We start from the raw sequence: 25479 nt of genomic DNA on the forward strand, positions 1-25479 counted from the left end.
CACTCCTACATCTGCAAGCACCCTATCTGATCAACGCTCAGGACGGTTATCGTTTTTCTCTGAGCTGTTTCCGTAGGAGATCAATATGTAATCGCAAGCTGTAAAGCTCCTGGTCATAGGAGAGGGGCACTTCAACCTTGCGTACCTCGTTCTCCATTCTATCCAATTCATCCAGGCTGACCTGCCGACTTTCATCGTCTTTGGCGGCTGCTTCCAGCCCATGCAACTCCTCATACCAACGATAGATACGTGATCGTACCCGCCAGGTATAAACAGGAGGAAGCACTTTAGCCAATGGGATAATCAGTGCCAAAAGAGGAAGCAACATGACCTTTAAGCGGTCCACCAGCGTTGCTGCCCAGAACGGCAGGTATTTTTGTAAAAACGGAGGACCGTTTTCATAATACCGTTCCGCCTCACTACTTAATGGATAGTCGAGATTTGCCGGATTAGGAAACACTCCATAACCTGTGAGCAATGAGCCTGTGGTATGGACAGTATCTGCTACCTGCATTAATTGGTCAATCAATGCGGGATGCAGACTTTCATGAATAACCAGCGTTGCCGACGGCGCTATCAGGTGTATGTCACTTTCCGGCACATTTCTTACCATATCAACGACACCTTCCGGAATGATCACATGGGTAAGATATGGATGCAATCTGCTATAGGCTTCGGCTCTCTTTATGTTCATCAGTTTAAAATCAGGAACAGCAACCAGTTCGGCAATAATTGACGTTTCTGCCTGCGTAACGATGAAAAGAGCATCAATAGTACCGGATTTTAACGCTTCCTCCCCATCAGTTGCAGAAAGTGGAAGTAGGGTGACAGAACCTTCATCCAGATTACTATCCGCAAGAAGTTGCTTTGCTATAGTTCTTGTCCCGCTTCCTTCAGGCCCCACTGCCAGCGTCATTCCAGCCAGATCAGCTATCCGCTCAGGCGCATCGGTATTACGGGTGAAAATCCATAGAGGCTCCAGATACAGGCTGGCTAGTCCCAACACCTCCTGATTCTGATGGGCATTCCCCACACCACCCTGCACAAATGCGGCATCAACTTTTTTCTCGCGTAAAAGCTCAAGGTTCTCGACTGATCCGGAAGTAGGCACGACCTCAAGATCAATCCCCTTCCTGGCAAGCATACGTTTATATGTAAGCCCAAATTTATGGTAGGCACCAGACTCACTGGCCGTTGCGATTTTCAGGGTATACGGTGGAGCCGGTTCGACGAACTGATATGCCACAAACAGCACAATAGCAGCCAGCACAATACCAGCGCCATAAACCTGGAAATAATTTTTCAAACTTTGTGCAGTACCGGGGCTGATTTTGGGGCTCATTTTCATGCTTGCTCAAAATAGAAGGAATCTGTAATTCAGCTAAATAAAAATACAATCAAATAGATACAGTTATATACACAACCGATACACCTTACAACAATCTTCCTACCCATTTCGTATGAATGTATATACGAAGAAAAAAACTCAACCCAAAAGAATAGCGGCTCACAAAAGGCGTTATCTCAGCCTGCGTATATTTGAACCGATATTTCTTGCAAACTTTCTATTCGATTTCTTTAAATGGCAGCAGGAAGTTTAGTTATAATATCAAGCTATTACATATGTCATTTCATGAATAGCTTTACGCCTCACACCTATCCTCTCTCGCCTCACCTTTTTTCCTAATGATTAGACGGGTAATCAGAAATAGTTATATACTCTACACATATCAGGTGAGAACAGTATACTACAAGCTGTACAGCAGTAATCGCCATATTGCCTACGGAGCACACACTTTTAGCATACTGACAAAATACATATTACGTTTACTTCTTTCTCATCAACTCCCAGGACGTTAACTATGAAAATCATTGGCTTACTCCTAACTATAGCTCTAATTGCTCTATCATTCATGATCATGCAAAACCTGAAAACTCCCAAAGAATTAGGCGTTACAAACGGTAAACTGGCACCTTTACCGAGCACGCCAAATGCTGTCTCCAGCCAGACTGAAGATAAAGAGCGCTATGTAGAACCATGGCCAATCACAACAAACACTACAATAACAAAGGCTAAGCTCCTCAAACTACTCTCAGCTATTGAGACTATTACGATACAGACAGAGACCGAGAACTATATTCATGCCATCAGTGTTTCAGGCAAGATGCGTTATCGTGACGATCTTGAGTTTTTCATAGACGAATCCGAAAATGTTGTCCATTTTCGTTCAGGCTCAAGAGTCGGTTACTCCGACATGGGGCTTAACAGAGAGCGATATAACACGCTGAGAAAGAAATATAATGAAATGTAACGGTTGGATAAATCGTTCTGCTCTTTCAAGCATCAGGAATCACCTGCAGAAAACTCCATGGGTCGCTTATGAACAATGCTAATACGTCTCTTTGGTCTGTTATTATGATTGGTGTCACCGGCGCAGTCGGAGGACACACAGCTCCCACCTTCGCCACGTTTCCACAACTTGAGCGCTTAACACTACTTTACAACCGATCCTAATTGGTGGATTACGAAAATTTCGAGGAATCCCCATTGAACAACTCGGTAAGGCAATTGCCAATAATACACTTACCGGAAAGTCCGGAGTAGAGATGCTGCTATGGGATGATTTTATGGCAATCAGAACTGACGACCTAAACCCTCTAAATCGTCGCGCATTTTACCACGTAGCGGCATATACGCTATCAAAATTCAGGTCAAAACCGGAATACATTAAAAACTCAAAGTTAAGCGGTGTTTCTCTCACTCGTCCTTAATATCCTTGATCAAATCAGGAGTTAATTCTGGAATTAAACAATCAAGACAAACAAATAATAGTCTCAACTATCAATCCCCCCCCACCATGCACTCATTGCACGACTTGATTTAATTCTTATCGTAGTTGTGACATAATACGTTATAAAATTTCTGAGGCTAATAATAAAAAGTCAAAACATTGGGAAGTGTCCGAATGAAAAGATTCAAGAACATACTCTATGTCATGGACGGAAAAACACTTGCTCAGCAAGACAGTGCTGATAAGGTTGCTACTCTTGCCAGGCTTAACGGCGCGCGTGTATCCGCCATAATAGTTGATGAAACGACCCTCATTGATGACCTGAGCCTAAAAATAAGTGGCAGGTATGCTGAAATAAAACAGGCTATCCTCCGCCAAAACACTGAAGATCTCAATCGCTTTATACGTCATAAACGGTGGAGTGATATCGATATCAGTGCCGACCACAGCGAATCGGGCAGTTTCATTGCAATTATTCACAAGGTATTGCGAGAGGGTCATGATCTGGTGATTAAGGAAGAAACTCTCGACCGCGGTATTGATCAACTTGCCATGCGCCTTATACGGAAATGTCCATGTCCTGTATGGGTGGTAAAGCGCGACTCAGGTGATTTTAAGCGAATTCTTGCAGCAGTGGATGTTGGTTCAGATTATCCTGAGACAAAAGCATTGAATAAAAAAATTGTCGAATTGGCGCATTCACTGGCCCAGAGGGAACAGGGTGAAGCACACTATCTACACGTCTGGCGACTCGCACATGAGGTAACGCTGCGTGGCCCCCGGTTTAACGTTTCCTCAGAAGAAATCGCTGCTATGAAAAAGAAAATCAGTGAAGAAAGTTTGGCGCAATTACATTCTTTGCTAGATTCAAATCACATTCCTCGCAAGGATGACAATACCCACTGCAGAGAGGGGAGAAGTGAAGAAGTGATAAAGAAGTCCATAGATGAATTAGGTGTTGATGTAATTGTCATGGGTTCAGTTGGTCGTTCCGGAGTCCCTGGGTTGCTGATTGGCAATAAAGCAGAAGAAATACTTAATTCGATTAATTGCACTGTACTCACTGTAAAACCTGATGGTTTTATCTCACCGGTAACCCTTCCTTAAGCTTATGAAACTCGTAACAAAAGAAGAAGATCGTTTTCTCTGGCTTCTCAAGCGAATTATCCACATAAGCTTGAAAATATTGGGAATACTGATGGTTGTCGTTATCATTTCCGGTGTTGTTGATGTTGCCTGGACTATTTATTTGCGTTTTGCTGCCGAACCTCGCTTTATTCTTACCATGGGCGATATTTTGGCAACATTTGGCGCTTTTATGGTCGTGCTTATTGCCATTGAGATTTTCCAGAATATCATTCTCTATCTCCGGGATGATGTTATTCATGTCAAAATCGTGCTGGCAACCGCTCTGATGGCGATCGCCCGAAAGGTCATCATTCTCGATTACGATGAACTGGAGCCTATGTATATTTTGGCAACTGGCGTCGTACTACTAGCGACTGGTATAACCTATTACGTTGTTTATAAACTTCCGGATAAGGAACAAATAGAGTCAGCTGAAAATACAGAAGAATCGTTTTAGTCACTACTGTACACTACAACTTCATTTACCTAAGCACCGAGGGAAAATAATGAAAAAAAATTTTTTGGTTACTGTAAGTGACGATTATGAACATCTTACAGGCGTAGAATTCATATGTTCATTTTTCAAGAAACTGTCAGAACATGAAATAACGCTGCTACATGTCTGTAGGCGTGATGCCAGCGATATGAATAAAGCTCTAATGGAATTGTGGTCTAGTCCCGACGAGAAGGTCAATGGGACCCTTACAGTTGGTGCTAGAAAAGCGCTTGATAAAGCTACAGAATTACTCAGTCAAAGTCACATGTCTGTAGATCAGATGATTACAATAACCTGTGCTGAACGATATGGTAAAGTAAAAGATATTCTCAGTCATGGCTCACAAGGGCTATATGACGCTATTATCCTTGGAAAAAGAGCATCATACACCTTGCAATGGTTCTTTGAACGTCCCTCCGATGAGACTGCCCAGTCGATCCTTCGAGACAACCTTTTGTCTTCACCTCTGTGGATATGTCCAGAGTTTGAGACAGGAAGGAAAAATGTGCTTGTCTGCGTTGATGGTTCGGAAGATTCTCTCCGAGCTGTAGATCACGTAGGATATATTCTATCCCGGCAAGATCAGCATTCAATTACTCTTTTCTATGTTGAAAATGGAGCCGGTCTTGATTCAGATACCATATTTGAGACAGCCATTGAAGTTCTCAATAAACATCACATTTCACCTGAAAGGATTACACGGGTGTCGACTTGGGGCTTAAATGCTGCTCGAACCATCCTGAATTATGCAGAAGAATTTGGGTTTGCAGCGGTTGCTGTTGGTTTGCATGGTCTAAACAAAGGGCTTTTAAACCGTATTAATCTCGCCGGTAGTACCGCCTCAACCTTGATTAATAAAACTGAAAAGGTTTCATTATGGTGCTGTCCGTAGAACAATTGTTCTCCACTGGAACATAAAATTACGGAGCAATATAAAGACATTCCATCATTGGCGTGACACGAGGAGGCTGTCTGACAATGGTCTTTCGAAGTCTACGCTATCGGCCCAAACTCTTCGGAATTTTCAAAAAATAATGCTCGCAGATAAGCGAATGAAATGAGACTTCGATATCATCTATATGGCTGTGCTTATTTTTTGTAAATGTCTCGATTTTAACCAAAATTCCTATTCTCTGACAGCCTCATAGCCTCCTACTACTTTGTTGAGAATTCATTGTTCCCAACAACCTTTCCTTTGCCTTAAAATAGTACTCCGATTTATATCATTTTTTTCAGAATCCTCTCCGATTTTTGCCGCTTCCGGCGGAAAAATTCTTCTCATCATAATATAAAACCACTTGCGCCGACACCATCAACAAGATAGGATAGTTCTGGAATACATTGGGAGGCACTTCTTTTCATTTATTAATAAAGGAGCCTTTAAACGTGTATTCTTCCTATCCTACCCCAGGTGCCAGCTGCTTCTCTCATGCGCGGGGAATTCTGCGTCGTCAATTTCCCAGGTTAAGACCATTTTTTTCTTATCAAAAAGTGTTTATGGGCTTTATAGAAAGGTTTTCGAGGAGCATTTCCTCAAGGCTTATTGCTATTGGCATTGCTCTGGGTGCGCTCTCCTGGCTGGTTGAGTCGTTTATTCACTCCCATTTCTTTTATGACCAGCATCTGGATTTTATGTCCAATATCCTCTTTCCGGATATTCATGAATTGTGGATGCGACTGATCATTGTTGTGCTGTTTATCTCCTTTGCGTTCTATGCCCAGCGCATAGTAAAAGCCTTACGAGCAGCTGAGATGACAGTGACACAGATTAATATGGAGTTGACCCAGATATTTGATACCTCTGCCGATGGCATGAGGGTAATTGATAAAAATTTTAACATACTTCGGGCAAACAGCACCTTTTTGGAGCTTGCCGGTGTGAGCAGAACAGGAATTCAAGGTCGTAAATGCTATGAAGTGTTCAAAGGGGAGAGCTGTCAGACGAAGGATTGCCCGATGGTTCGTATTCAGAGAGGAGAAGGCCGTGTTGAATACGACGGCATTAAGATTTGTCAGAATGGCCGTCAGATTCCCTGCATTATTACAGCAACGCCCTTTCGCGACAGTGAAGGGAAGCTCGTAGGTATTGTTGAGGACTTCAAGGATATCTCTGAACGAAAGAGTACCGAACAGGCTCTGCGCCGTTCTCATGAACAACTTCGCAACGTGATCTCTCATATTGAGATGGTTCGCGAAGAAGAGCGAAGAGGCATGGCACGAGAAATCCATGACGAACTGGGGCAGGCGCTTACCTGTCTGAAAATGGATGTTCATTGGCTTACCGGCCATCTAAGCAATGAGGATGAAAATATTTATGAAAAACTCCACATTGTTAATCAACAGATTGATGCCACGGTCCATACTGTTCAACGAATTTCTTCTGAGTTACGACCTCGCCTGCTCGATGACCTAGGGCTTTCAGCAGCAATCGAGTGGCAGGCAGGAAGACTTAGGGACAGGCTTGGGATTACTATTGAAATCATATCTGAACCCGAAAATATCAATTTAAGCGAAGCGTGCAGTATAACCATATTTCGAATTTTTCAGGAGGCATTAACCAATATAGCCCGTCATGCAGAAGCAACGCGGGTTGAAATCGTTCTGAACCAAAATGAGGGGCAGGTAACTCTTACCGTCAGCGATAATGGTAAAGGAATCAGCCGGGGGGCAATGAGCAATGCTAATTCACTGGGGCTACTCGGAATGCATGAGCGAGCCTGTTTGCTGGATGGTCTGTTAGAAATCCAGAGCGAACCCGGACAGGGAACTACGGTTCTCCTGAACATACCTTATCAGAAATGCAGGAGGTAGAGCTATGCTGAAAATATTAACAGTTGATGATCATGCGATTGTGCGAGCAGGTTTAAAACAGATTTTGGCAGAAGAAGAAGGCATGAAGGTTGCCGGAGAGGCTGAATCCGGAACTGAAGCACTTAAACAGGTAGCAAATAGCCACTTTGATCTTGTGCTGTTGGATATTTCCATGCCTGATATGAATGGGTTGGAAGTCTTAAAAGAGATGCAAAGAGACAATGAGATCCTGCCAATACTTATGCTCAGTATGTATCCTGAAGAACAATATGCAATCAGGGCATTAAAAGCCGGGGCAAGGGGCTATCTTACAAAAGAAAGTGTACCGTGCGAATTGATCTCCGCTATCCGGAAAGTTTCTGAGGGAGGACGATATATAAGCATTTCTGTTGCTGAAAAATTGGCCTGCCACCTGGGAACTGATACGAACAAAAGCCCCCACCAGACCCTGTCTGACCGTGAATACCAAGTAATGCTCATGATAGCTTCCGGCAAAACTGTGTCAGAAATAGCTGATGACCTCACGCTAAGCGTTAAGACTATCAGCACAAACCGTTGCCGCGCTCTGCACAAAATGAGTATGAAAACCAATGCGGAATTCACTTATTACGCCGTTAAAGAAGGACTTGTTCATTAAATTCAAATCACCTCTCTCCCAAACGGGTTGTAGGACAAGCGACTACAACCCACTACCTATCCAGTCTTACAAAAATTTCATCCTACCGCTGATATACGGAAATTCCAGAACAGTCTATAACAATAAGCATCCAGGTGCTTGTATTTCTACCGGTCAATACCGGCAGATAACGTTTCGTATGGAGGTGGTTAAATCAAGAAAGCTATGAATGTGAAGTGTACTTTTTTTTTAAAAAAAATGTTGACGGAAAACGTTAAAAATCAAAAAGAATATTGAGGTGACAGGATGAAAAAATTTTATGCAGCAGTCTTAATATCCGTAATGGCAGGTATGGCAGTTCCAGCAACAGGTATGGCAGCAAATGCTAACTCCGGCAAGGCCCTCTCACGAAATAACGATATGATTATTATTGCAGCTGACAGCACATGTACAGGTGACAAAGATAAGGACGCGACGAAAGATAAAACTCTAGATAAACTTAAGGATGGCTCTGGCATTTCCGCAATACAAATAGGAAATACCGTTATGAGTCTTGTCAGTGTTGATGGTTGTACTGGCGATCAAGATCAGGTCCGGGATAAGGATGGCGACGGTGACGGTGACGGTGACGGTGACGGGAGTAAAGGCCAAACACGTGATGGTTCCTGCCTGCCTGCGATTGAGATGGATAACAGTGTTATAACACTCGCTGGCAATGGAAATGGTAGGGGAAGAGGCGACTGCGACGGTACTGGTGGCGGCAGTCCTGATGGTAGCACCTCAGACAGCTCAGGGGACCAGGATCAATTACGCGATGGATCATGTCTACCCGTTATTGAGGTGGACAACGGTGTTATAACACTCGCTGGTAACGGAAATGGCAGAGGAAGAGGTGACTGCGATGGTACGGGTGGCGGCAGTCCTGATGGTAGCACCTCAGACAGTTCAGGGGACCAGGATCAATTACGCGATGGATCATGTCTACCCGCTATTGAGAACAACAGGGTTAATACAATCGCCGGTAATGGCGATGAAATTAAGGATCAACAGCATGACAAATCATGCTTGCCAGGATAAGTACTGATTGGAATATTTCTATCGTATGAATTGAACATCGATTACGACAAGGCATGGGCAATCCCTGCCTTGTCGTATGTCATTTACGGTGCTCAGTTTAATTATGCTCTCCTCTATAAAAAACAGAAAATCGCTTTCTATAATCTGACGGGCTTAGACCGGTATGCTGTTTAAATAACCTTCGAAATGAACTTACATCTTCATATCCTACAGCCTGCGTAACACGATCAACCGGTTCTTGGGTAGTCTCCAACAGCTTTCTGGCATTTTCTATTCTCAAGCCCTGAATGTATTCGGTAGGGGTTTCACCTGTAGCCTTTTTAAATCGTCGGTTGAATGTTCGTTCTTCGAGCCCTGCTACTGCTGCAAGATCAGGAATTTTCACAGGAGATTTACACATCTTTTCCAGATGGGTCTGAGCTTTTAGTACAGCTTCATCACCATGACTTTTTCGGAAAGTATACGAGCTATATGGTGTCTGGGTTTGTCGAGTGGTATCAATTAACAATGTTTTCGAAATTGAGGATGCGAGTTCAGGCGTCCCGAATCTGTTGATGATATAGATACAGAGATCAAGATACGCTGTCACCCCGCCTGCACTGATTATATCCCCTTCATCCACCAGCATTTTTTCAATTTTGAGATTCACTTCAGGGAATTTACTCTTGAAATCATCGGCTAATGCCCAATGAGTCGTCGCCTGTTTTCCGTTTAAAAGACCAGCCTTGGCAACTAAAAAGGCGCCAGCACACACACTGCAAATACACGCACCTTCTTCGTGCTGGTCAATAATCCAGTCGATGACTTCACTGTTTTCCAGCAGTGGTGACAAGTCACCCATAAGAGCCGGCGTCATAATAAGATCATATCGGTCAGTGTCTTTTGTAGTTTTCGTCCCATCTATTATTAAGCCGTTAAATGAGTGTACCGGATTTTCATCCGGCAAAACTATCTGCACTGAACAAAATCCACCATTGTCATTATCAGATTCTCTGGAATGCATTGCTGCTATAGAAAAGATATCAAACGGTCCGCTCACCGTTGAGTGTATACAGTTATCAAGTGCAAGTATGGCAATGTTTAACATTTGGCGGGATGTCCTTAAGTGATAGTGGTTACCAGGAGGCTGTCTGAGGATAGAAAGTATACTCCCAGTCAAGTTAACACACCTCCCCCTTCATGTCTAACACCACACCTTTTATGTCCACCCAGACACTTACTCAAACTATCTACATGGTGTATTTGTATTTCATAGAATCAGAAACATCGTCCATCACTACAATTAAAACATAGACATCAGATCAATTTGTTGAAAAAAAATCACAAGGAGCAGCAATGAAAGCATTACTCATTATAGATATTCAAAACGACTATTTCCCCAAAGGCAACTACCCTCTCTGGAACACAGAAGCTACACTCTCCAATATTGAGAAAGCTATCCACACTGCTCAATCGAAAAACATTCCAATCATCCACATCCAGCACATCGCAAATCCTGAAAAGGGAATATCCCCTTTCTTTAACCAGGGCACCGAAGGTGTTGCTATTCATCCGCGTATTCTTGCCGCTGCGCCTGACGCGCCTGTAATTGTTAAACAGTTTGCTGATAGTTTTCTAAATACTGATCTTGAGAAAACTCTGGAAGAAATGGGAATTAACGAATTGCTCGTTTGCGGCATGATGACCCAGAACTGTGTCACCCATACAGCTATTTCGAAATCAGCAGAAAAGTATACCGTAAAAATTCTCCCTGATTGCTGCACCACAGTTGATGAGATGATCCACAATATTGCGCTTAATGGCGTATCTACACGTGTGCCGCTTGTTGATTCGACTGATGCAATTGTATGATTATATAGCGACGTAGCGGATCGAATGTATCAAACCGTTGCAGAAATTTTAGAAGCCCTATCTCATTTAACAGCCACAGTTTAAACGCATAGCGCTCATTAGTCTGTGGCTGCAATATCACCCTATAAAATTGATTTAGTTTAACAATATCAGCTCTAGCAATAATTGCATAATATATACTATATATATTATATATATACTTCGTTTCGTTGAATGAGATCATTGCAAACAACTTTGATTCGTACACTACTCAGACTTGCTCTATGGCTACGTAGTTGCTATGGTGTGCGCAACCGTATATTCTGAAAATCCATCAGATATATAACAACCATGAATATGCGTAAATAACTATTGTAGTGTGTTTTACCATTGTTTCTAATGAGTAACATTCCCACTTCCTATATACCTTCTCTGAAACTTCTCCTGTCAAACAGGCGTTTCTCAAAACAACAGCTTTGTAAGCTCACCAATAAATACCTATGAACACCACTTCCTTTTCGCGTCTCCCTCTTTCCAAAGAGATGCTTCACAACCTTAAAGAAATCGGCTTCTCTGCGATGACTCCCGTTCAGGCCGAAAGCCTGCCGCATATTCTCAACAACTGTGACGTTATTGCTAAAGCCCAAACAGGTAGTGGTAAGACGGCAGCGTTTGGTATAGGCCTGCTGCATAAGCTGGATGTCAAAAAATTCAGGGTTCAATCTCTGGTTTTATGCCCAACCCGTGAGTTAGCAGATCAGGTCGCCAAAGAGTTGAGACGATTAGCGCGAGCCACCCATAACGTAAAAATCCTGACCCTCTGCGGTGGAGTAGCATTTGGACCGCAATACGGATCATTGCAACATGGAGCCCATATTATTGTGGGAACACCGGGCCGGGTTATAAAACATCTTGATAAGAAAAATCTTTCTTTAGAAGATCTCGACACCCTGGTGCTCGATGAAGCGGATCGAATGCTTGATATGGGTTTTATTGAAGATATCGAAAAAGTTATCGCCCATGCCCCGAATAAACGTCAGACCCTGCTTTTCTCGGCAACGTATCCGGATAAAATTCTTGATTTGAGTTCGACCATCCAGGAAAACGCGGTTAACATTCAATCATTAGAAGCTGAAAAGCCTCAGGCTATTAAAGAATATTTCTATGATGCAGGTGCTGACGAAGCCAATAAAATGTCTCTGCTTGTCAACACGATCGCCCATCACAATCCGGCCAATGTTCTGGTATTTTGTAACACAAAAATAGAAACCCAGGACGTCGCAGATAAATTATGTGACGCCGGTATCGATGCGCTCGCCATCCATGGTGATCTTGAACAATTTGAGCGGACCGATGTTCTGGTACGTTTTTCCAACCGAAGTTGCTCCGTGCTTGTGGCAACAGATGTCGCTGCCAGAGGAATCGATATTGAAGATCTTGAGATGGTGGTGAATTACGATGTCCCACATAATCAGGAGATCTATGTTCATCGCATAGGCCGAACCGGCAGAGCTGGAAAGAAAGGGGTGGCAACCACAATCTACACTCGTCAGCAAACCAGGGTAATAAAAGAGTATCACAATGAAACCCGAGAATTTATTGAAGCCGACACCTTAGAACCAATTGAGAATTTCACCCTCCCTTCACCAAACAGTACACTTGTGATCGAAGCGGGAAAGAAAGATAAAATGCGTCCGGGTGATCTGCTTGGGGCCCTCACAGGAACTGCAGGGATCAATGGTAAATTTGTCGGAAAAATTGATATTTACGATCGCCAAAGCTACGTCGCAATAGACAAGACCATGATCGATAAAGCGTTTGCACATCTAAAAAAAGGCAGGATTAAGGGACGATCATTTCCGATCTGGGTCTTTGGCAGAGAGAAATCAACTGACATGTCAAATGCCTGGAAAACCTCCCGGCATGTTAAATCTGATAAATAATTAGCATATATACACCTCTCTATTCTGCAATCAGTAAAAAGCAGAATGGAGAGGAAACATGACTTACCTACTCCTTCAGTAATCTCCGCTGACTCACAATCAGCTGCTCTCCCCTATTCCCAACCCGACCATGTAACTGGTTAGCAAGAAAAGAATCCTCTTCTTCAGGATTCCCACGACAGCTGTGCCCTGCTATCAATCAATACAAATGTAATAGTAATTTCATTACTTTCGTTAATAGTCTCGACGCTAACCGTGCGTATTGAATCTATAGAGATACCTTTTCCCAGCAGATCAGGCAGTTGCCTTTCTTGCTCTGTTTTTGCTTTCACATGTGGCCTCATACGCCTCGACAATCTTTTCAATCAACAGATTGAGATCCACCGGTTTCATAATGTAATCGAAGGCGCCCAGCCTCATGCCTTCATGGCCTATTTCAAATGAACCATGTCCTGTCAGGATGATCACTTTCAACTCAGGAAATTCATGTTTCACTCGCGCCAGCACTTCAAGCCCATCCAGATCCGGCATCTTCAGATCCAGCAGCAAAACATCGGGCTGATATTCCGCCACAGCCGTCAGTGCCGCCTCACCGGTTGTAACCATGGCGGTCTTGAACTTTCTGATCTGCAGCCGAGCGACAAGCGTTGAAGCAAATTCCATCTCATCGTCGGCAATCAGCACTTTTATATTGTCATTATTAGATTCAATCATTGCGGTAGAGTCTCCAGTGGCAGGGTTATGGTGAAGGCAGTGCCCTGGCCGATATTAGATCTGACAGTAATATCGCCGCCAAGTTTTTTTATTAGCCCGTAAGTAATGGATAACCCCAGGCCTGTGCCTTTACCTGTCTCTTTTGTGGTGTAAAAAGGTTCAAAGATATGAGGAAGGACATCTTTTTCGATACCGGGGCCATTATCCTGAATAACAACCCGGATTTCACCAGCCACCAGATGGCTGAGGATAGAAATCTCCCCGCCCTTGCCGATGGCATCAATGGCATTATTGATGATGTTTAAAAAAATCTGCTGCAACTGGAGTCGATCACTGATGATATCCGGCAGGTCATGCTGCAATTGCAGCTCGATCTTGATTCGGTTATAGATCATCGAGTTATCAAGAAATTGCAAAACCTCACGGATTATCTCATTGATATGAACATTTTCAGACTTAATATCAGTGCGCCTGGCGAATCCCAGCAGCCGGTGAGTGATCGCCTTGCAGCGCTCAACGCTCTGGTTCACAACCTGTAAACTCTGTTCAATTGTTTTTTTATGCTCAAAGTCTTTGGTCATGAGCAGCAGGTCTTCAATCAACCCGGTCTTCTGGTTAATAATCGCCAGCGGGTTATTGATCTCATGACCAACCCCCGCGGCCAGTCGGCCTATAGAAGCAAGTTTATCCGTATGTTCAGCATCTTTTAACATGCCGAGCTGCACCTCATCCGCCTTACGGATAAGGCTTGTGAGGATAGTCACAAGACTGTAAACCACCAGAACACTTATCAACATACAGCTGAAAACTATAAGATAGAGGTTGTGGCGAAACGTCTGCCAGTCGGTATTATGAATATATCGTTTTTTCAGTAATACTAGCGACCATGGGGTATTCACGATGGGGCCAATGGCATGGAAAAAGTTTTCCCCGTCACTCGACAAACTGTTGCGCACCCCGGTAACCACACCTGAGTCAAATTGTGACAACGTTTTGCCGTAAAGTTTTGACGAGGTCTGCAGCGCCCCCTTTTCATCGACTAAGAAAAGATCATCAGAAGCGTTCGTTGTGATGGTGTTGACAAAATGCTGCAAAGTTTCCGCGTCGATTGTCGCTCTCAACACCCAGAGTTTTCTGGTTTTAGGATCGAGATTGCTGACCGCCACGGCAAAATGCGGAACCTGTCGATAACCTGTGTAAACATGGCTGATGTAGACACCGCGCTCAAGTGCTTGCTGAAACCATTCTTCTTTAGAATAATCAGCATGCTGCAAATCATAGGGCCCGAAATATGCTTGCTGAACTCCAAACTGATCGATAACACCAAGATCAGCAAAAAACGTATACTGACGCTTGATACGCACAAAGAGGTCTTCGAGGTTATTTTCGGTGATGAGCTCTGTATATCTATCTCTGCGGGCAGCAAACTGCACCACAGACTTAAGGTTCTCGACCATTTGTTCAATGGATTTTATCGAACCATCCAGCCGCCACTCAAGTTGTTCACGCTCCTCTTTTTTGACGAGTTCATCATAGTTCTGGTAGCCGAGTGCGGCTACCATCAGTACCGGAGCCACAGCGATAACAATCATGATTGAAAATAAAATAACATGAAACTGTTTGTAGCTTCTTCTCTTCAACCCCAGATCAATTGAGCTTTTCAGAGCATCAGGGATCATATGATCAGTAAAGGAGTGAGCTGCGTTCATGACAGTACCTGTTCGCTATCACGGTTAATAAGAATCTCGCCCTGGCTCAGGGTTCCCGCGATTGTCTTATCAATCACGGTCTGCCATTCTCCGATGACACCGTCGAGCACATGCACTTTCTTCCAGACCAGAAAGTTATAATGCAACTCTTCGATACCACCACAAACCATATCAGTGATGTTTTCCTCGACTGCCATCTGACACAACCCCTCTTCTGAAGGCCTTTCCATGATGATAGTTTTTGGTTCTCCAACCAGTGTATGATTTTCGAACCGAACGATCAGTATCTCAGTGGCAAGATCGAAACGTGGTGCGACATAATCACCCTGGATAGGTATCAGGAGTTTTCTCACAGGTTCCACCTCATTCGAGTAAGCCGTTCTGTTTCATTTTCCGCCATAACTTCATCCTTCCCCAGCCTAGGTTTTGAGCAGCTCTCGTTCGATTGCCGCCCTGCTCTTTGAGAGCGTCAATAATCATCTGGCGTTCGATATCGAGCCAGCGATTGCTGGTATCCGGTCTATTGCTGGTGTCGGATCTACTGACAACAGACTGAGGTTCATCTGTATTTTCGTGGTCGACAAGGAAATTGTCCTGATGCGATTTGTCCGGCTGCAACCTTTGCTGCTTTTCGAAGATATACGGCGGAAGTTGGTCTTTACTGATCTTCTTTCGTTTGCAGATGTTCACAGCATATTCAACAATATTGCTTAATTCACGTATATTGCCCGGGAACTGATACCCCAGAAGGCTTTGCATCGCCGCCGGAGTAAATCCAACAATGTTTTTACCGAGCGCGCCGGTAAATTTCTGTAGAAAATGATCGAGCAGATAGCGCACATCGCTCTCGCGTTCCCGCAGTGGAGGAAGATGCACATGCAATACATTGAGCCGATAAAACAGATCTTCGCGAAAAGTGTTGCTCCTCACCTGCTGCCTGAGCGGCCTGTGGGTAGCAGCAATGATTCGCACATCAACAGAGACCGTCTCTTCGCCGCCCACAGGCACAAATTTTTTATCATCAAGCACAGAGAGCAGCTTAACCTGCAGCGGTAACGGCATATCCCCGATCTCTGTAAGGAAGAGCGTCCCCTTGTCAGCCAGCTTGAACATGCCCGGCTTATTGCGCGAAGCCCCGGTAAATGCGCCTTTTACATGACCAAACAGTTCAGACTCCAGTAAGCCCAGCGGCAGGGCACCGCAGTTGACTTTGATAAACGGAAAGCGCGCCCGTGAAGATTGCTGGTGCACAACTTCTGCAATCTTGTCTTTACCTGTACCTGTTTCTCCTGTTAGTAACACCGACGCATCGGTTTGGGCCAGCAGCGGGATCATATCGAAAACCTTCTGCATCTTCGGGCTGTAACCGATCAACTCAATAGCATTAAAGTCGTGTTTACCGGTAGTGGCATGCTCTTTTCTGCTGGCAATATTTTCAGCGATAACCAACAGGCCACATCTGTCTCCTGCCTCTTCCCGCAACATAGATACTGTATACTGCACAGGAATTTTTCGACGATAGCAGTTAAGAATATCCCCTGTTACTGTTGTTGCCTCACCGCTTTGCAAAACACTGCTGTAGAGTTGGCCTCGTGCATTACCAGTGTTGCTGCGCACCACAAACTCACCATAAATACCGGTGACACGTTGCCTGGCATAGCCTGTCATTGCTTCCATCAACCGGTTCATCGCCATGATTTTAAAGCCGATATTGAGCAGCATTGCCGGATGTGGAATGCCCTCAAGCAACATCGAAATGTCTGGATGAAACGGTTGTTTCATTTCTATGCTATTGGATCGCATTTTCAGAGCACGGGCACAGACTGACTACTATCAGCGCGCGGTAATGTGCAATAGCTACCCAAATGTTTAAACACATCGCTCATGCGCACGACTCCAGCCAACACCTGATTTTCGGTAACAGTCAAAATTGAATTGCCGCTACTGACCATAATCTCAAGGGCATGAAGAAGATGCGTATCTGTGGAAATTGACGGGGGGGGAGCAGACATACTCCCACCGGCAGTCATTTTAGCCTGACGACGACATGCTTTTTCAAAGCGTCCTTCAAGCAATACAGACAAATCACTAAAACGCTGACTTTTGCCTGAAAACACATGAGATTCGTCAGGAGTCAAAAGAAAAGGGAAAAGTGTCTTGAGGATATCGATATAGTTGACACTACCAACCACCACGTTTGCCAGATCTATTACCAGCAACCATTCATAATAAAGATGTCGGCCGTCATCGGAACTTTTCTCCAGCAACCGTTCAACGCAAGTTCGTAATGAATCACCTTCGTATACACATGGATAATTGCCCACCGGGATGAATATTTCGCCTGTTACTGAGATATCAGAAGTCATTGCTGTCTCCAAAGTAATGTTCACGGAATTTTTAAATAAAAACGTAAACAAGCCCACAGTGATAAACAGAGCAACAGGCATGCCAGTAATCCGCGCCAGAATTTTTCACAATAAAAACAAAATACTAGACCACACCCACTCATACACCATCATATGCTCATCAACGCAATGAAACACAATGAAACATATCGAAACGCACCATGCCGTATCAGAGTGTTCCATATTGTGTCGGTCGAGTCTGATAGCTGAGAAAAATGAGCACAATGGATAGGAGACTGTCGGACTGAACCCCTTCCCCCAGCTCGGGGTTGTTGTCGAACAAATTAATGTTGGCAATATTAACTATATCGCGGTGCCTAATTTTCCGACAATGCCTCGATTCGAGAGAAATTCCTCTTCTAGGAGGCTGTCCCCTCTCACGATACGAGATGATACCGATCGATACGCCACGAGCCGGTGTTACAGGATAATACATGTGAAAACATACCCAGAAAAGCAATTATAAATCTTTGATTTCACCTGACTTAAAACAACTCCAATCACCAGGCACAGGGTGTGCAGTATAGATACCAAAGACAGTTTGATACACAGAGCAACAGAACGCGTTGTTAAAACATTATCAAGGAGGTCTACCATGTCATCAATTGCATTGTTCCCATGTACCTTCACCCCTGTCACCGAGATAATCGACGAGTTGTCCCGAGTTCTTGAGTTACGTGTCTATAGCGATCAGGAGCTTATCGCTGATACTTCCGCCAGGTTTGGCACTGCCCCACAGAGGTTAGAAAAAATGATGTATGGAGGAACATCGGTGTTTAACCAGTTCACTCTGGAGCGGGAAATGACCATCAACCATTTTCGTGCCGTTCTGGCCGACCGGTTGGCTATCCCGGGTCGCTATCTTTTCGACGGTCTGGTTGCTTCACTCATCCCTGCTAGTGTCAGCCATGTGCTCCGGGTGCTGGTGGCAGAGAGTAAAAAAGAACGAATAAACCACGCAATGGAGCAGGGACTATCACAACGTGAAGCGAAAAGAATACTACGGGCTAAGGATGTAAGCGCATACGGATGGACCGATTTTCTCTTTCGTAAAGAAGCCTATGACAAGTCTCTTTACGACCTGGTCATTCCCGTTTCCGGCAGATCACAGAGTGAACTGGTTACAGAGATCATCGGGGCCTATCGTAAAACCTGCGTGCTCCATACAGCAAAATCGCAGCAGGCAATTACCGACATGAAGCTTGCAACAGAAGTTGAGGAACACCTTCTGATACATGGTCATAAAGTCGAAGTGAAGGCAAGTGGAGGTGATATCACTCTGGTAGTCGGCAATACGGTAATGAGTTTCACCAAACTCGCCAGAGAACTGAGTATTCTTGCTCACCAGATGAAAGATGTAGAAGCTATACACGTAGAGAAAAGCAAAGATTATACAGAATCAATCTATCGCAGGCAGAAATTCGAACTCCCTTCTAAGGTGCTGTTTGTTGATGATGAAAAGGAATTTGTGCGCACCGTTTCAGAACGGCTGATAAGTCGCGATGTCGGCACCTACGGTGTCTACAACGGTGAAGATGCGCTTGAGCTTGTCTCAGAGGATCGCCCTGATGTAATGGTGCTTGATCTAAAAATGCCGGGACTGCATGGAGTCGAAGTTCTGCGTCGCACCAAAGAACTTGCCCCTGAAGTTGAGGTTATCATCCTGACTGGTCATGGTACCAGCAGAGATATGCAGGAGTGTATGGAACTGGGCGCTTTCGCGTATATGAATAAACCGGTGGACATTGAAGAGCTGTCTGCAACCATCAAGGAAGCCAATTCTAAGGTACAGGCCAAAGCCGCTTAATTATACATTTTAAAAACACTCATCCATGAATTTGGAGGAGGGCAGATATGGAACAACAACTCAAAGCGAAAGTATTACTGGTCGACGATGAAGAAGATTTTGTAGCAAACCTGTCAAAGCGGCTAGAGATGCGCGGTTTAAAAGTCACCGCCGCAACCAGAGGTGCCGATGCCGTAAACCTGGCGGATGATATTCAGTTTGACGCCATAATCCTCGATCTGGCAATGCCGGGCATGGACGGATTGGAGACTCTTCGCAGAATACGGGAACACAACCCGGACGCCGAGATAATCATGCTCACCGGACACGCCTCAATTAAATCGAGCATCGAAGCAATGAAGCTAGGTGCAGAAGACTACCTCGAAAAGCCTGTTGATATCGGTGAGCTGCTCAAAAAAATCAGTGAAGCACGCGAGAAACGCATTCTGATTCTGCAAAAGCAGTCAAAAGCTGAGATTGAGGAGATCCTCAAAAGTAAAGCCTGGTAATTAATGAGGGTTATTTAAAAACATCCCGTAGATTCCCGCTACCAGACAGACTGCCTTAAATGCGATATAGGCCACGTATGACTCTCCATATGTGTGAAAGGATAGTTCTGTCTCGTCAAAGGAATCTCTCTACTCCGGTGAAAATCATGTCTCAAACGCATAATACGACTGTGGAAAACAGTGAGCTGGCTGTTGCAAAACGTGGCCTTGGAAAGGTCATACATATAGACTGGAAACGCATCTTTTTCATACTTCTTGGTATAGGTCTTTTTGCTCTCATCTACTGGTGCCCGCCCTGGCCGGATGCCATCGACCCGATGGGCGAGCATTTTGTCCTGAGCCAGCAGGCCAAGGGGGCACTGGCAGTCTTTGGACTGGCCGCAGTCTGGTGGGTTTTTGAAGTCGTGCCGATCGGTATCACCAGTATCGCAATCGGCACTCTGCAGGCGCTGTTTTTAATCAGAAAACCGTCAGTGGCCTTCAAGGATTTCATGGATCCATCAGTGCTCTTTATTTTTGGTTCCATCGTTATCGGTATGGTCTTTACCAAGACAGGTCTTACCAAGCGACTCGCCTATAAAATGCTTTCGATTGTCGGTGAAAAAACCAGCATGATCTATCTTGGCTGCTTTGTAATGACCGCAGCACTCACCCATGTCATGGCCCATACCGCAGTTGCTGCCACCATGTTTCCGCTGTTGATGGCAATTCACGCGCTCTATTCAGAAGATGAAGGCCCCACACGCTTTGGTAAGGGGCTCTTTATCGGCATGGCCTACGTTGCCGGTGCTGGCAGTATTATCACCCTGCTTGGAGCCGCACGTGGTGCAGTGGCACTTGGTTTTTACAAAGATATTATGGATGTGGATATCAGTTTCTTTCAACTCACCATGTATATGTTTCCGATAGGCTGGTTGATGGTCTTTTTGCTCTGGGCCTTCTTTATGGTGTTCTGCAAGCCGGAAAAGGTCCGAATTGAAGGACTCAAAGACCGGGCAAAGCGTATGTATAAAGAACTCGGTGCCTGGAGCCGTAACGAGATAGCGACTGTGGTGATTGTATTGGCGACTATCCTGATCATTGCACTTAAAAACTTTATCCCTGCCCTTTCCGGCTTTGACAAAACCGGCATTATGCTCTGTTCAACCATCGCGTTCTTTGTCTTCAATATACTGAATCTTGAAGATCTTGAAGAGATTCCGTGGAATATCATTCTGCTCTTTGCCGGAGCCATGTCTATCGGATTCTGTTTATGGGAGACAGGTGCTGCGAAATGGCTGGCAGTAAACTGGCTTCAACTCTTCAAGGATTCCCCCGGCATCATTTTCATTCTCGGAATGGCATTTTTTGTCATGATTATGACCAACTTCATTATGAACGTTGCTGCAATCGCTATATCACTGCCGGTAGCGCTTGTTATCGCTCCGTATCTCGGAGTGACGGGCGAAGTTATTTTATTCTCATCACTCGTTACCGCAGGTATGCCTTTTTTACTGCTGGTTGGAGCTGCGCCCAATGCCATTGCCTATAATTCAAAACAGTTCTCAACAGGTGAATTTGTGATGTACGGCATTCCTGCCAGTATATTGCTGATGCTGGTTACCTGGCTGGCGATAACCGTAATCTGGCCGCTTATGGGAATGACGACACAAATACCGGTTTCATAAAACACAGTTCGATGAGCGATACAGTAGGCCAGTAGGCCCTACCCATTACTCATGTTATCTTTTTTCCCCGTAATCTGATGCTTTTCCAGCATTCTGCATAGACTGGAAGCGGGCCTAAGGACTGAGGTAAAAGGACTGAGGACTGAGATTTTGACATATGGGTAATACGGGCTGGCAAGTTTACAGCTGTATCGCTTTTATCGACCATTCACGAAAGGAGAAATACAATGCGTACTTTAAGCCTCTTTTGCCTTACCGCATTTTTCCTGTTTTCCGGTTTTTGTGGCATAAGCAGTGCGGCTTTAGAAGCAGGTGGTGTGCAGCTGGATCTGACTGGTCACATGGTTGGATTCATCAGTCTGATAATATTCTTACTGGCCTATGCTGTGGTGATGGTGGAAGAAGTCACCCATCTTCGTAAATCAAAACCGGTGCTGCTGGCAGCAGGACTTATCTGGGGCCTGATTGGTTTTGTTTACGCCAGCAATGGTATTGACCATGTGGCGGAGGCAGCAATTCGCCATAACATTCTTGAGTATGCCGAGCTTTTATTATTCCTGCTCGTTGCCATGACCTTTATTAATGCCATGGATGAACGACTGGTATTTGAAGTGCTTCGGGTCAGGCTGGTTGGTGCCGGCTATTCATTTAGAAAACTGTTCTGGATAACAGGAGCGCTGGCTTTTTTCATCTCGCCGGTTGCCGACAATCTCACTACAGCTCTGTTGATGTGTGCAGTCGTAATGGCAATCGGTAAGGAGGATAATCGCTTTGTCTGTCTATCCTGTATAAATATCGTGGTTGCTGCTAATGCTGGAGGGGCTTTCAGCCCATTTGGCGATATCACAACACTTATGGTCTGGCAGAAAGGGTTGGTGCAGTTTCACGAGTTTCTCACGCTTTTTCTTCCATCAGCAGTCAACTGGCTGGTCCCGGCAATCATTATGAGTTTTGCGGTACCCCCAAAATATCCAAAGGCAACAGTGGAGAATCTGCATCTCAAACGTGGAGCACTGGTTATCATAGGTCTCTTTCTCTGGACAATTATAACAGCAGTCAGCTTCCATAATTTCCTTCAGCTTCCTCCGATGGTCGGCATGATGGCCGGACTCTCGTTATTAAAACTCTATGGATATTATCTCAACAGGACGCATAACCACAATGGACCAAGCGCCTTCGGAGAGGAAGAACAAATCGGTGACGTAGTACCCTTTGATATATTTCGTAAAGTAGCCAGGGCGGAATGGGATACTCTATTGTTTTTTTACGGAGTTATTCTCTGTGTCGGAGGCCTTGGTTTTATGGGCTATCTTGCAATGGCCTCACAGATAATGTATCTCGACTGGGGACCAACTACTGCAAATATTGCAGTCGGATTATTATCCGCTGTTGTTGATAATATTCCGGTAATGTTTGCAGTTCTCACCATGCTGCCAGATATGTCACAGGGGCAATGGTTGCTGGTTGCTCTTACCGCGGGTACAGGAGGCAGCCTGCTCTCCATTGGCTCTGCCGCCGGAGTGGCACTTATGGGGCAGGCCAGAGGAAAATATACATTTTTTAGTCATCTTAAATGGTCACCAGTCATTGCGCTTGGATATGCAGCCGCCATTTATGTACATTTTCTTGTTAACAGCAGCCTTTTTCGTATTGGTTAAGCTTCAGCCTGAGACTACCCATTATGTTCACTCTCAGCGTTAGGCGCCATTTTTTTCATCTGGTAAGCGAAGAACGAGACTCAGGGATATCAAACATATGCCTGCGATTTTAAAATGACACGATCCTCGATCTTGAACATAATATCACGTTTCAGTATGTTATCTTGTTAATGATCGCATATCGAGGTGTAGCAAGAATATTGATTCGCCTCTCTTGAGAAAGGAGTATACTGCAAGAAGAGCGAAGTTTTCTGAGGAGTTAACGTTCCATCACAGGAAAACGATGAAAAACGACATATCTGTGACGCTGCCCGGCATAAGCGCCGGTAATCTTCTCGATGGCATTCCACTCGGGATTGCCATCATCGACAGGGAACTCCGGGTGGTGAGCATGAATCACCACCTTGAGGTTCAGACCGGTTACCATCTGGCTGAAGCCAAGGGAGTCTATGTTGATTACATTATACATAGCAGTCTTGGCAGGCGCGGCCAGGTGCTTAGAGATGTGATTTCCGGCGGCGAAACTCTCGCTGTTGAAGGCGATATCATCAGTCGAGATCGAAAAAAAATCCCCGTTCAATTTATTATCTCACCTCTCTGGAATCAATCGAAGCTGCTCGTCGGCTTAGTGATGGTTATTGAAGAAATGGTGACGATACCGGCATGCACACCCCAATTGGAAAATTACTGTGAGACCGATGGCATTATCGGCCAGAGCGATAAAATGCAGGCTGTTTTTGAGCTGATCCCACTCATTGCCCAGACTGATGCCTCTGTACTTATTACCGGTGAAACCGGTACCGGCAAAGACATCATTGCCGAAATTATCCACAAGCACTCTGAACGCAGAAAGAAGCCATTTATAAAAATCAATTGCGGAGCACTACCCGAGAACCTGCTTGAATCTGAACTTTTCGGTCACATAAAAGGGGCATTTACCGGTGCAATCAGGGATAAGGCTGGCAGATTTAAAATGGCTGACGGTGGAACACTCTTCTTAACAGAGATAGGTGATATGCCTCTGCCACTCCAGGTAAAGTTGCTTTCGGTGCTCGATGACAAATCCTTTTACCCGCTTGGCGGTGAAAAGAAACTTAATGTGAATGTTCGTGTCATCGCCGCAACCCATAGATCCCTGCATAACAGAGTTGAGTCCGGCCTGTTCAGAGAAGATCTCTTTTATAGACTGAATGTCCTGCAATTACACCTACCGCCTTTGCGGGAACGTGGGGAGGATGTTCGCTATCTGCTCCATCATTATTTGAAGATATTTGCTAAAAAGAATGGGAAAAATATCGGTTCATTTTCAGATGAATCTCTTGCCCGACTTACAGGCTATAGTTATCCCGGAAATATCAGAGAATTGCGAAACATAGTTGAATATGGTGTCTGTATATGTCAACAGGCGGAGGTGAATATCGAGCATCTGCCCCGATACCTTCTCAACTCCCAAGAACACGACACACAACACCAATCAAAAATCAGGCAGTCTATACAAACAGAACCTGACGCGAAAGTAATACCAGTTGCATCAATGATGCAAAATACCGATGATAAAGACTGGGCCAAACTTGAAAAAGAATTGATTGTAAAAACCATGCTCCAGACAAGCGGCAACCGCTCAAAGGCCGCAGAAATTCTTGGCTGGGGCAGAACCACCCTCTGGCGTAAAATGAAACTGTACGGATTAACGCAGAAGGTAAAAACATCCCACGATTCCGTCGAACCCGCTTAGTCTTAAAAAATCATCTGCTCACCTCTGAACTTCAGTAATCAAGGTGAGGCGATAAGCGTGAGGGGTGAGGAGTATTCAATCATCCTCAATTCGGCCATCAAATACTCCTGCAAATACAGAAATTTAGAAAACAATCATCAACCAGCCTAACAAACACCCCTTCTCTCCGATCTCACATTACTGTGATGCATTTTTTAACATCGCAGTCGGTTAATCACCTATCCCTAATTTAGATTTCGCTAAATAGTTATTCAGGACCTCTGTGGTTTTCTCTTTTCTTTGTTCAACATTGAGTGATCCATCGGCATAAATCGTTTCCAAGATATCAGCTATTACAGCAGTATCCTTAAGATGATGTTCTTTAAAATGTTCCTCATAGTCTTTATGCGCTTCCTGATCCGGGCAATACCAGTCATGACCAGTAGAACTTCCACATGCTACCATAGGGACTGCAAAAAATAGCATGCTGGTTGCTAATAAAATCTGCCTATGCGTTTTCGCCATCGTAAACATTATTCAATCTCCTCCAAGTATTTTCCTTCAACTGTAGGCTCAGGATGTTTTACAAACCATCGTTTGGGAGTCTGATTTTTTCACGTCAAA

22 protein-coding genes are annotated in these 25479 nt (G+C 44.6%); 14 read left to right on the top strand and 8 right to left on the bottom strand.

All coding sequences use genetic code 11. The annotated features are described in order from the left end of the window. Positions 1-46: 46 nt before the first annotated feature. Entirely contained in the window at positions 47-1342 is a 1296-nt protein-coding gene (locus FCL46_RS18490) for a TAXI family TRAP transporter solute-binding subunit (protein WP_167506070.1), read from the bottom strand. 520 nt (positions 1343-1862) lie between these two features. Here FCL46_RS18490 and FCL46_RS18495 point away from each other — a divergent pair. The 7 genes from FCL46_RS18495 (at position 1863) to FCL46_RS18525 (ending at position 8920) form a co-directional block, all read left to right on the top strand. Next, positions 1863-2312 carry a DUF1499 domain-containing protein gene (locus FCL46_RS18495; RefSeq protein ID WP_136810318.1) on the top strand — a complete coding sequence of 150 codons (450 nt, stop codon included), beginning with the start codon at positions 1863-1865 and terminating at the stop codon, positions 2310-2312. A gap of 654 nt (positions 2313-2966) precedes the next feature. After that, entirely contained in the window at positions 2967-3899 is a 933-nt protein-coding gene (locus tag FCL46_RS18500; protein WP_136810317.1) for a universal stress protein, read from the top strand. 4 nt (positions 3900-3903) lie between these two features. Next, positions 3904-4377, top strand: coding sequence for a phosphate-starvation-inducible PsiE family protein (locus FCL46_RS18505; RefSeq protein WP_136810316.1), 474 nt, complete (start codon positions 3904-3906; stop codon positions 4375-4377). 49 nt (positions 4378-4426) lie between these two features. Next, on the top strand, positions 4427-5308 hold the full coding sequence (locus FCL46_RS18510) for a universal stress protein (protein WP_136810315.1): 882 nt from the start codon (positions 4427-4429) through the stop codon (positions 5306-5308). 605 nt (positions 5309-5913) lie between these two features. Then, positions 5914-7227: a PAS domain-containing sensor histidine kinase gene (locus FCL46_RS18515; protein ID WP_136810314.1), complete on the top strand. Its 1314-nt coding sequence runs from the start codon at positions 5914-5916 to the stop codon at positions 7225-7227. Between the two features lie 4 nt (positions 7228-7231). After that, positions 7232-7864: a response regulator gene (locus tag FCL46_RS18520; protein WP_136810313.1), complete on the top strand. Its 633-nt coding sequence runs from the start codon at positions 7232-7234 to the stop codon at positions 7862-7864. A 285-nt stretch (positions 7865-8149) separates the two neighbouring features. Further along, a complete protein-coding gene (locus FCL46_RS18525; RefSeq protein WP_136810312.1) occupies positions 8150-8920 on the top strand; it encodes a hypothetical protein in 771 nt (256 codons plus the stop codon). 97 nt (positions 8921-9017) lie between these two features. Here the strand turns inward: FCL46_RS18525 and FCL46_RS18530 are convergent, their stop codons facing one another. Beyond that, positions 9018-10007, bottom strand: coding sequence for a GlxA family transcriptional regulator (locus tag FCL46_RS18530; RefSeq protein WP_136810311.1), 990 nt, complete (start codon positions 10005-10007; stop codon positions 9018-9020). Positions 10008-10255: 248 nt separating this feature from the next. Between FCL46_RS18530 and FCL46_RS18535 the strand changes: the two genes are divergently transcribed. Together FCL46_RS18535 and dbpA are read left to right on the top strand one after the other, a co-directional pair. Further along, positions 10256-10771: a cysteine hydrolase family protein gene (locus FCL46_RS18535; RefSeq protein ID WP_136810310.1), complete on the top strand. Its 516-nt coding sequence runs from the start codon at positions 10256-10258 to the stop codon at positions 10769-10771. Positions 10772-11250: 479 nt separating this feature from the next. Beyond that, complete coding sequence (gene dbpA, locus FCL46_RS18540; protein WP_136810309.1) at positions 11251-12693, top strand: ATP-dependent RNA helicase DbpA; 1443 nt, start codon at positions 11251-11253, stop codon at positions 12691-12693. 294 nt (positions 12694-12987) lie between these two features. On the opposite strand, the gene FCL46_RS18545 is transcribed toward dbpA, so the two are convergent. The 5 genes from FCL46_RS18545 to FCL46_RS18565 are packed head-to-tail and all read right to left on the bottom strand — an operon-like array spanning position 12988 to position 17482. Next, the gene (locus tag FCL46_RS18545) at positions 12988-13407 is read right to left on the bottom strand and encodes a response regulator (protein WP_136810308.1); all 420 of its coding nucleotides are present in this window, start codon (positions 13405-13407) and stop codon (positions 12988-12990) included. Continuing rightward, the gene (locus tag FCL46_RS18550) at positions 13404-15116 is read right to left on the bottom strand and encodes a sensor histidine kinase (protein ID WP_136810307.1); all 1713 of its coding nucleotides are present in this window, start codon (positions 15114-15116) and stop codon (positions 13404-13406) included. The genes FCL46_RS18545 and FCL46_RS18550 overlap by 4 nt, the downstream gene beginning before the upstream one ends. Continuing rightward, positions 15113-15469, bottom strand: a complete 357-nt coding sequence (locus FCL46_RS18555) for a hypothetical protein (protein ID WP_136810306.1) — start codon at positions 15467-15469, stop codon at positions 15113-15115. The genes FCL46_RS18550 and FCL46_RS18555 overlap by 4 nt, the downstream gene beginning before the upstream one ends. 10 nt (positions 15470-15479) lie before the next feature. After that, positions 15480-16898, bottom strand: coding sequence for a sigma-54 interaction domain-containing protein (locus FCL46_RS18560; RefSeq protein WP_136810305.1), 1419 nt, complete (start codon positions 16896-16898; stop codon positions 15480-15482). Positions 16899-16921: 23 nt separating this feature from the next. Further along, positions 16922-17482, bottom strand: coding sequence for a CBS domain-containing protein (locus tag FCL46_RS18565; protein WP_167506069.1), 561 nt, complete (start codon positions 17480-17482; stop codon positions 16922-16924). Between the two features lie 634 nt (positions 17483-18116). On the opposite strand from FCL46_RS18565, the gene FCL46_RS18570 reads away from it, so the two are divergent. From FCL46_RS18570 to FCL46_RS18590, 5 genes are all read left to right on the top strand, one after another. Further along, a complete protein-coding gene (locus tag FCL46_RS18570; RefSeq protein WP_136810303.1) occupies positions 18117-19328 on the top strand; it encodes a response regulator in 1212 nt (403 codons plus the stop codon). Between the two features lie 47 nt (positions 19329-19375). Beyond that, positions 19376-19816 carry a response regulator gene (locus FCL46_RS18575; RefSeq protein WP_136810302.1) on the top strand — a complete coding sequence of 147 codons (441 nt, stop codon included), beginning with the start codon at positions 19376-19378 and terminating at the stop codon, positions 19814-19816. 146 nt (positions 19817-19962) lie between these two features. After that, positions 19963-21483: an SLC13 family permease gene (locus FCL46_RS18580; RefSeq protein WP_136810301.1), complete on the top strand. Its 1521-nt coding sequence runs from the start codon at positions 19963-19965 to the stop codon at positions 21481-21483. A 227-nt stretch (positions 21484-21710) separates the two neighbouring features. Beyond that, positions 21711-23141 (top strand): sodium:proton antiporter NhaD, encoded by a 1431-nt coding sequence (nhaD, locus tag FCL46_RS18585; RefSeq protein WP_136810300.1) that lies wholly within the window; start codon positions 21711-21713, stop codon positions 23139-23141. Between the two features lie 283 nt (positions 23142-23424). Next, positions 23425-24876 (top strand): sigma-54 interaction domain-containing protein, encoded by a 1452-nt coding sequence (locus tag FCL46_RS18590; protein WP_136810299.1) that lies wholly within the window; start codon positions 23425-23427, stop codon positions 24874-24876. Between the two features lie 210 nt (positions 24877-25086). Here FCL46_RS18590 and FCL46_RS18595 read toward each other — a convergent pair whose 3' ends face one another. Further along, positions 25087-25389, bottom strand: coding sequence for a hypothetical protein (locus tag FCL46_RS18595; protein WP_136810298.1), 303 nt, complete (start codon positions 25387-25389; stop codon positions 25087-25089). Between the last annotated feature and the right edge of the window lie 90 nt (positions 25390-25479).

The sequence above is a fragment of the Desulfosediminicola flagellatus genome (assembly GCF_005116655.2).
In the GTDB taxonomy this organism is placed as follows: Bacteria; Desulfobacterota; Desulfobulbia; order Desulfobulbales; family Desulfocapsaceae; genus Desulfopila; species Desulfopila flagellata.